5 protein-coding genes are annotated in these 8,645 nt (G+C 33.6%); 3 read left to right on the forward strand and 2 right to left on the reverse strand.

Annotated features, from left to right (window positions below; translation table 11 throughout):
- Positions 1-12 precede the first annotated feature (12 nt).
- Positions 13-681 (reverse strand): deoxyribose-phosphate aldolase, encoded by a 669-nt coding sequence (gene deoC, locus ACVCZW_RS13675; protein WP_452232679.1) that lies wholly within the window; start codon positions 679-681, stop codon positions 13-15.
- A 172-nt stretch (positions 682-853) separates the two neighbouring features.
- On the opposite strand from deoC, the gene ACVCZW_RS13680 reads away from it, so the two are divergent.
- The 3 genes from ACVCZW_RS13680 to ACVCZW_RS13690 all read left to right on the forward strand — a co-directional run bounded on the left by ACVCZW_RS13680 (position 854) and on the right by ACVCZW_RS13690 (position 5,254).
- Positions 854-1,510: an OmpW/AlkL family protein gene (locus ACVCZW_RS13680; RefSeq protein ID WP_452232680.1), complete on the forward strand. Its 657-nt coding sequence runs from the start codon at positions 854-856 to the stop codon at positions 1,508-1,510.
- 109 nt (positions 1,511-1,619) lie between these two features.
- Positions 1,620-3,104 (forward strand): malate dehydrogenase (quinone), encoded by a 1,485-nt coding sequence (gene mqo, locus ACVCZW_RS13685; RefSeq protein WP_452229529.1) that lies wholly within the window; start codon positions 1,620-1,622, stop codon positions 3,102-3,104.
- A 701-nt stretch (positions 3,105-3,805) separates the two neighbouring features.
- Positions 3,806-5,254 carry a T9SS type A sorting domain-containing protein gene (locus ACVCZW_RS13690; protein ID WP_452232681.1) on the forward strand — a complete coding sequence of 483 codons (1,449 nt, stop codon included), beginning with the start codon at positions 3,806-3,808 and terminating at the stop codon, positions 5,252-5,254.
- Positions 5,255-5,607: 353 nt separating this feature from the next.
- Here ACVCZW_RS13690 and clpB read toward each other — a convergent pair whose 3' ends face one another.
- On the reverse strand, positions 5,608-8,217 hold the full coding sequence (gene clpB / locus ACVCZW_RS13695) for an ATP-dependent chaperone ClpB (protein WP_452229527.1): 2,610 nt from the start codon (positions 8,215-8,217) through the stop codon (positions 5,608-5,610).
- Between the last annotated feature and the right edge of the window lie 428 nt (positions 8,218-8,645).

Raw genomic sequence — 8,645 nt, forward strand, 5'->3', positions numbered from 1 at the left:
TTACGCTTATGATTAGTAGTTGTTTTCTTCGGAAGGCATTCCTGTTACAATCGCAATTCCGTTAGAAGTTCCTATTCTATTCACACCAAGATCAATATACTCTAAAGCCGTTTTAGTATCTCTAATTCCGCCGGAAGCTTTTATCTTAGTGTTGCCATTTGCAATAACAGATTGCATTAGTTTTACGTCCTTAATTGTTGCTCCTCCAGTTCCAAATCCTGTAGAAGTTTTTATAAAATCTGCACCAGAATGTATCGCAAGTGCACTGGCTTTTAGGATTTCTGACGCTTCTAAATAACAAGTTTCTAATATCACTTTCAAAGTGTGATTAGGCATTACTTTTTTTACAGCTTCTATATCTTTAGAAACGGCATCAAAATCTAAGCTTTTTAGAAGTCCGATATTGATAACCATGTCAATTTCATCTGCTCCATCTTTTAAAGCTTGTTTGGTTTCTTCTACTTTTGCATTGGTACTCATGGCACCTAAAGGAAAACCAATAACGCTGCATGCTTTTACATCCGAGTTTTTTAATTGCTCTTTAACTAAAGGGATATAGCATGAATTTACACATACCGAAAAGAAATTATGTGCTATAGCTTCTTTACAAATTTGTATAATGTCTTCTTTGGTTGCTGTTGCTTTTAAAAGCGTGTGATCGATGTATTTGTTTAATTTCATTTTAGCTTAGAATAGTCATTAAAATTACTTTATTTTTTTTAAAACGGAGGCTGTTTTTACGAATTTTTATCTAAAAAATTGGATTAAAAAATAAGGTTTCAAACTATGACTTTTGTCAGCTTTTAGGGTATTTTACATAATTAATTTTGTTTAAAATTTAAACCCAATTATTATGAGAAAATTATTTATAACCGCCTTAATTGCAAGTTTCGCTTTTATTTCAACGAACGCACAAGAGAATATTTCAATAGAAGATACAGGTTTTACAAAATTTCAACTCCGAGTGAGAGCTTTAGCAGTTGTTCCAAATGAATCTGCAAATATAGAAGCTATTGGTGGAGATGTAACTATTACAAACGATTACGTTCCAGAATTAGATTTAACTTATTTTTTTACTAAAAACATAGCAGCAGAATTAATTTTAGCAACAACCAAACATGATGTGAAAGCGATATCTACTGCGGCAGGAGATATTCCGTTAGGCGATGTTAGATTATTACCTCCAACGTTGACATTACAATACCATTTTAATGGCGATATGGTGCATCCTTATGTAGGAGCAGGAGTGAATTACACTTTGTTTTATGATGAAAATTCTGGTCCTGTAGCAGATAAAGTGGAATATGATAACGCTTTTGGTTTTGCTTTTCAATTAGGATTTGATTTCGATATTACCGACAAATGGTTTATTAATTTAGATGCTAAGTACTTATTATTAAACACAGATGTAACTGTAAATGCTACTACCGCATTAGGCGCTACAGTTGGTGCTGATGTAGACATTAATCCTTTTATAGCAGGTGTTGGTATTGGTTATAGATTATTTTAATATTCATGATTTCTTATAAAAGGTCGCTATATGCGGCCTTTTTTTTGTTTAAAAATTATTTATATGAAAGGACTTGCATATATTTAAGCCTAAATGATAGTATATAATTATGCAAGATATAAATGCCGTTAAAGAATACGATTTAATTTGTGTTGGAGGAGGAATTATGAGCGCAACATTAGCGCTTATTTCAAAAATATTAAAACCAGATTTAAAAGTTTTAATTGTAGAACGATTGGATGCCGTGGCGCAAGAGAGTTCTGCAGCATGGAATAATGCAGGAACAGGACATTCGGCACTTTGTGAGTTGAATTATTGTCCCGAAAATGAAGAGGGTTCTGTCCTTATTGAAAAAGCGATAAAAATCTGTGAACAGTTTGAGTTTTCTAAACAATTTTGGAGTTATCTAGTCGAAGAGGGATTACTAGAGAATCCCGAAGCGTTTATTACTTCTGTACCACATCATAGTTGGGTTTTAGGAAAAGAAAATGCGGATTATTTAGAGAAGCGTTTTCATACCATGAAAGATCATTTTATGTTTAATACTATTGATTTTACTAGAGAAAAAAGTAAAATGGCCGATTGGTTTCCTTTAATAATGCATAATAGGAAAGAAGACGAAATCATGGCTGCTTCTCGAATAGATCGAGGAACAGAAGTGAATTATGGCGCACTTACAAAAGCACTTTTTAAAATTCTAGAAACGAAATATAATACACCTGTACATTGTAATATGGAAGTGCAAGATGTTGATCCTAGCGCAGATATTGATTGGACCGTAGAAATGAAAAATCTAGTGACCCATGAAAAACATAACCTAGAATCGAAGCATGTATTTATTGGAGCAGGAGGAGGAAGTTTGCTATTATTACAAAAAGTAGAAATCGATGAAAAGGAAGGCTATGGCGGTTTTCCAATAAGTGGCGAATGGTTGGTTTGTAAAAATGAAGAAATTATAAAACAGCATAACGCAAAAGTATATAGTAAAGCAGGAATTGGCGATCCGCCAATGTCTACGCCGCATTTAGATACTAGATATATTGATGGTAAACGCGAGTTGCTTTTTGGACCTTTTGCTGGGTTTAGTCCGAAGTTTTTAAAAGAAGGTTCTAATCTAGATCTATTTAAATCGGTGCAATTGGATAATATTTCACCTTTATTGGGCGCATTCTGGCATAATTTACCTTTAACGAAATATTTAATCGAACAAGTAACTTCTTCCCATGAAGATAGAATGGAAGAATTACGAAAATTTGTTAAGGATGCTAAAAGTGAAGATTGGGAAATTCTAGTGGCAGGTCAACGTGTTCAAATAATTAAAAAGGATGTATTTGAAGGCGGTGTTTTACAATTTGGAACAGAAGTAGTAAGTAGTAAGGACGGAAGTATTACTTGTTTATTAGGAGCATCTCCTGGAGCATCGACTGCAACATCTGTAATGTTAGAAGTTTTAGAAAAAGCTTTTCCTGAAATTTTAAATACTTCCGAAGGAAAAGAATTATTGCATAAAATTGTTCCTATGTGGAAAAAAGAAGTAGATGCTACGCTGTTTCAGGAGCAATTAGAAAAATCTAAAAAAGCATTGCGATTATAAAGTTTGTATTTCTTAAAGTAGCTTCGCGTTTTAGGTCAAACGCTCCGAATTTATTTTTAATAAATCCACCTCTCTTTAGCTAAAGAGAGGAGCAGGTTCTAACTGTGGATTGGATTATATGATAATTATACGTTTTGACTTTTTAATGTTTTGAGATTTTAGAACTGTAATTAGCTCTCCTCTTACGTTTAAGAGGAGAATGAATTTTGGTTTTCCATAGAAAATCAGAAGAAAGAGGAGTTTGTTTTAAATAGCATAAAGCATGTGTCTTGATAAAAACAGCTTCGCATTTTAGGTCAAACTCTCCGGATTTCCTTTACATAAAATCCACCTCTCTTTAGCTAAAGAGAGGAGCGGGTACTAACTGTAATTTGGATTACATGATAGTTATACGTTTTGGTTTTTTAAATATTATGAGGTTTTAGAATAGAAAGAAGCTCTCCTCTTACGTTTAAGAGGAGAATGAATTTTGGTTTTCCATAGAAAATCGGAAGAAAGAGGAGTTTGTTTCTAAAAAACGAGAGGTGCAGATTTGCGCTAAAACTTCGCTAAACAGGATATTTTATGGAAAGATTATTTTAATAAATAAAGTTTAAAACCACGTAGAAACCCTTGTTTTTTATAAAATACAATAAGCAATTATTTTCTCCTCTATTAAATTAATATACCTTTCGAGTGCTAATAATTAATTTAATTATATTATGAAAAAACAAAACACTTATTTTTTGATGCTATGCATTGCGCTTAGCTCAACTTTATTTGCACAACAAGACGACCCAGGTAGTAGTTTTGCTCCTGTAGATACCAGTGTACAAGTGATTGCCGAAGATTTAGTTGTTCAAGGCAGTTTAGCAATTGGTTTTGATGTTACTTCAGCAGAAAGCTTTGGTTTTGATACCTTTAGGTTAAAAGAAAACAACCTAAGAATTCATTTTGATGATACTTCTGGTACTGGGGCTTTTCCAGATAATGACTGGAGAATTTCCATTAACGATACTGCTAATGGAGGTCTTAACTATTTTGCAATTGACGATGCTACGGCGGGAACAAATCCTTTTCGCGTTTTAGCAGGAGCAGGAAATAATGCATTATATATAGGGACAGCTGGTAATGTTGGTTTAGGAACAGCAGCTCCAGCAGTAGAATTACACGTTACAGATGGAGATTCGCCAACAATGCGTTTAGAACAAGATGGTGCTAATGGCTGGACTCCTCAAATTTGGGATGTTGCAGGTAATGAAACCAATTTTTTTGTAAGAGATGTTACGAATGGAAGTTTACTTCCTTTTAGAATACAACCACAAGCAGCAACAAATTCTCTATATATTGCAGCTACAGGTAATGTAAGTTTGGGAGATGCTTCTCCTTCAGAAAGACTAGAGGTAAATGGTAATGCTGCAATTACTGGTAATACATTTATTGCTGGTCAAGCAGGAATTGCAACGATTACGCCAGATGCTAATGCGTCTTTAGATTTAGCTGCAACAGATAAAGCTTTATTATTAAACCGCTTAACAACGGTTGGTCGTGGAGACTTAGCTACTGCGGGAGCGGTTGCAGGAATGTTAGTGTATGATACCGATGAAAATAAAACCTATTATTTTGATGGAACCAATTGGGTAAATCCTTCAGAAGACAATCAAAACTTAGCTTCTGCTTCTTTAACAGATACCACTTTAACGGTTGCTATTGAAAATGGAACTTCCGTAGCTGTAGATTTAGCACCAATTTTAACACCTTTACAAGCTGCAATTACAGATTTAGAAAATGAAAATACTGCGCAACAGGCACAAATTGATGCGTTAATAGCTAGAATGGATGCAGTTGAAGCTTGTGCTTGTGATGGAACTTTAAGTATAGAAAGTCCTTCTGATGATTTGAATGGGAACGCGAGTATTCGATTAAACCAAAATATTCCAAATCCGTTTCAAGTAAATACAACTATCGATTATTATATTCCAATGCAATATAAAACTGCAAATATTCAAGTGGTTTCTGCTTTAGGTCAAGTTGTTTATGATATTCCTATCACGCAATTTGGTGATGGTTCTGTTACATTAACAAAAAATAATTTACAATCTGCAGTTTACTTTTATACACTGTATGTAGATGGAAGAAAAATAGATTCTAAGCGTTTAGTAGTAGACTAATAACTATTAGCTCGTTGTGCATTATAAATTAAAATCTTTAAAACGTCAGTTCGAGTGATTTTGAGGTACGAAAAATTGTATCGAGAACTAAATATTAGTTAAAATTCTTATTCTCGATACAAATTTCACTCATTTTCAATCGTGAAATTCACTCGAATTGACGAATTTCATCAAAATACACAACTGGTTAAATCATAAAAAAAAACAGCGCTCGTCTTAAAAAGATTCGCGCTGTTTTTCAACTAACTAACCAACTTATTATGAAAACGTAGAAACTTTTAACTTATTTTACGTTAACAATACTTTGTGATTTATTCTATATAAAAGTGTTTTCCCATAAAGAATATATTATTTTATACTTCTTCAGCAACCAAACTATTTTGGTTTCTAAAAACAAGTTCTCCATCAAAAGCATCTAAGAGAATAATACTATCTGTAGTTACTGTTCCTCCTAGTATTTCTTTACTTAAAGCGTTTAATACTTCTTTCTGAATTACTCGTTTTACAGGTCTTGCTCCATACTCTGGATCATAACCTTTGTCTGCTAAATAATTTATAGCTTCTTGTGTCGCATCAAAAGTAATGCCTTGTTGTGCAATCATTTTAGTGATTCCTTTTAACTGTAAACCAACAATCTGAACAATGTTTTCTTTGCTTAAAGGGGTAAACATAATCGTGTCATCTATTCGGTTTAAAAACTCCGGTCTTACCGTTTGTTTCAGTAAAGCTAATACATCTACTTTTGCTGCTTCTATTGCTGAATCTACATCTTTGGTAGCTTCAAAACGCTCTTGAATTATCTGACTTCCCATATTGGAGGTCATAATAATTATGGTGTTTTTGAAATCGGCAACACGACCTTTATTATCAGTTAATCTTCCTTCGTCTAATACTTGTAATAAGATATTGAAGGTATCTGGATGTGCTTTTTCAATTTCATCTAAAAGAACCACAGAATACGGTTTTCTTCGTACCGCTTCCGTAAGTTGTCCGCCTTCGTCATAACCAACATATCCTGGAGGTGCACCAACAAGTCTACTTACCGCATGACGTTCTTGGTATTCACTCATATCTATTCTAGTCATGGCACTTTCATCATCAAAAAGATATTCTGCCAACGCTTTTGCTAATTCTGTTTTACCAACACCAGTTGTACCAAGGAATAAAAAGGTTCCTATAGGTTTTTGCGGATTTTGTAAACCAGCTCTGCTACGACGCACAGCATCACTTACAGCAACAATTGCTTCTTCTTGACCAACCACACGTTTGTGCAATTCGTCTTCTAGTTTTAAAAGTTTTTCACGATCACTTTGCAGCATTTTAGTAACCGGAATACCTGTCCATTTTGCTACAACATCTGCGATATCTTCATAGGTAACTTCTTCTTTAATTAAAGAACTTTCGCTTTGGTTTTCTTGCAGTTCTTTTTGCAGTTTCTCCAATTGTTCTTGTTCGTCTTTAATTTTTCCGTAACGGATTTCAGCTACTTTACCATAATCGCCATCACGTTCTGCTCGTTCCGCTTCTAGCTTAAACTCTTCAATATTAGACTTTGCTGTTTGAATGTTATCTACAACGTCTTTTTCGGTTTTCCATTGCGCATAAATCTCGTTGCGATCTTCTTTTAAATTTGCTAAGTCGGCACGTAATGCTTTTAATTTCGTTTCGTCCTTTTCTCGTTTAATCGCTTCAATTTCAATTTCTAATTGCATGATTTTGCGATCTAAAACATCTAACTCTTCGGGTTTAGAATTTATTTCCATACGTAGTTTAGAAGCAGCCTCATCCATTAAGTCAATAGCTTTGTCTGGTAAATAACGATTGGTAATATATCTTTCTGAAAGTTCTACGGCACCAATAATAGCTTCGTCTTTAATACGCACTTTATGGTGTGTTTCGTACTTTTCTTTAATTCCTCTTAAAATAGAAATAGCACTTTCGGTATCTGGCTCATTCACCATTACTTTTTGAAAACGACGCTCTAAAGCTTTGTCTTTTTCAAAGTATTTTTGGTATTCATCTAAAGTGGTTGCTCCAATGGCACGCAGTTCTCCACGAGCTAATGCGGGTTTTAAAATGTTTGCAGCATCCATTGCTCCTTGTCCGCCACCAGCACCAACTAGCGTGTGTATTTCGTCTATAAAGAGAACAATGTTTCCGTCGCTTTCTGTTACTTCTTTTATAACCGCTTTTAATCTTTCTTCAAATTCCCCTTTAAATTTTGCTCCAGCAATTAAGGCTCCCATATCAAGGGCAAAGATTTGCTTATCTATTAAATTTTCCGGAATATCGCCATCTACAATTCGATGCGCTAAACCTTCTGCTATTGCTGTTTTTCCAGTTCCTGGTTCCCCAACTAAAATTGGATTGTTCTTGGTTCGACGGGATAATATTTGAAGGATTCTTCTAATTTCTTCATCACGACCAATTACAGGATCTAGTTTTCCATCTCTTGCTAATTGATTTAAATTTTTAGCGTATTTATTTAATGAGTTGTAGGTTTCTTCCTGACTTTGAGAGGTTACTCGATCTCCTTTTCGTAATTCATCAATGGCTGCTTGTAAGCCTTTTTCTGTAACGCTTTGGTCTTTTAATATTTGCGCTATTTTACTTTTCGATTTAAAAATAGCGAGTATTAAATGCTCTATGGAAACATAATCATCGTTCATTTTTTTCGCGATAATAGATGCTTCATTTAAGGTTTTTCCTAATTCTCTAGATAATATAATATCTCCACCTGTAACTTTAGGAAAGCTTTCTAAATCCTTCTCTAATATTTGCTGAAGCATGGCAACGTTAACATTCAGTTTTTTTAATATAAATGGTAAAACGTTTTCATCTACTTCAAAAATAGCTTTAAAAAGGTGCTCGTTTTCTATTTGTTGATGACCATAACCTTGCGCAATTTGTTGTGCTTGTTGTATGGCTTCTTGTGATTTTATTGTATAATTGTTGAAGTTCATAGTTATGTTGTGTTTTATAATTTAGTATAAGATGTACATCTTTTAATTTTCTCTATTGTTATTAGTTAAAGGCAACAATCTTACCAGTTTAATCTGCAAGACAAAATGTCTGTTTTTGTGAATAATAGGGTGACTTTTTGTCTATTTCTGTAATTACGTTTACTGATAGTAAGTTTGCAAAAATGTTTCGACAAAAAGAATGATTTATATCAGTAAATGGATATTAAGGTGTTTAATTTAAAATTAATTCCATTTTCGAGGAAATAAAAAATAGAATGTATGTTTAAAAAGCTATTCGGTTCATCAGAACCAAAAGAAGAAAAAGTATTGCCTTGGATACCTTTGAATGCTATGCCGCAATTGCAATTTATCGAAGAAAAATCTAAAGTAAAAACACAAGTTATATTTAAACATTCTACGCGATGTGG

The organism is Lacinutrix sp. MEBiC02595, assembly GCF_053601555.1.

What these genes read in the sequence shown, in the direction of transcription:
- deoC (WP_452232679.1), bottom strand. Translation starts at nt 681, where the DNA reads ATGAAATTAAACAAATACATCGATCACACGCTTTTAAAAGCAACAGCA.
- ACVCZW_RS13680 (WP_452232680.1), top strand. Translation starts at nt 854, where the DNA reads ATGAGAAAATTATTTATAACCGCCTTAATTGCAAGTTTCGCTTTTATT.
- mqo (WP_452229529.1), top strand. Translation starts at nt 1,620, where the DNA reads ATGCAAGATATAAATGCCGTTAAAGAATACGATTTAATTTGTGTTGGA.
- ACVCZW_RS13690 (WP_452232681.1), top strand. Translation starts at nt 3,806, where the DNA reads ATGAAAAAACAAAACACTTATTTTTTGATGCTATGCATTGCGCTTAGC.
- clpB (WP_452229527.1), bottom strand. Translation starts at nt 8,217, where the DNA reads ATGAACTTCAACAATTATACAATAAAATCACAAGAAGCCATACAACAA.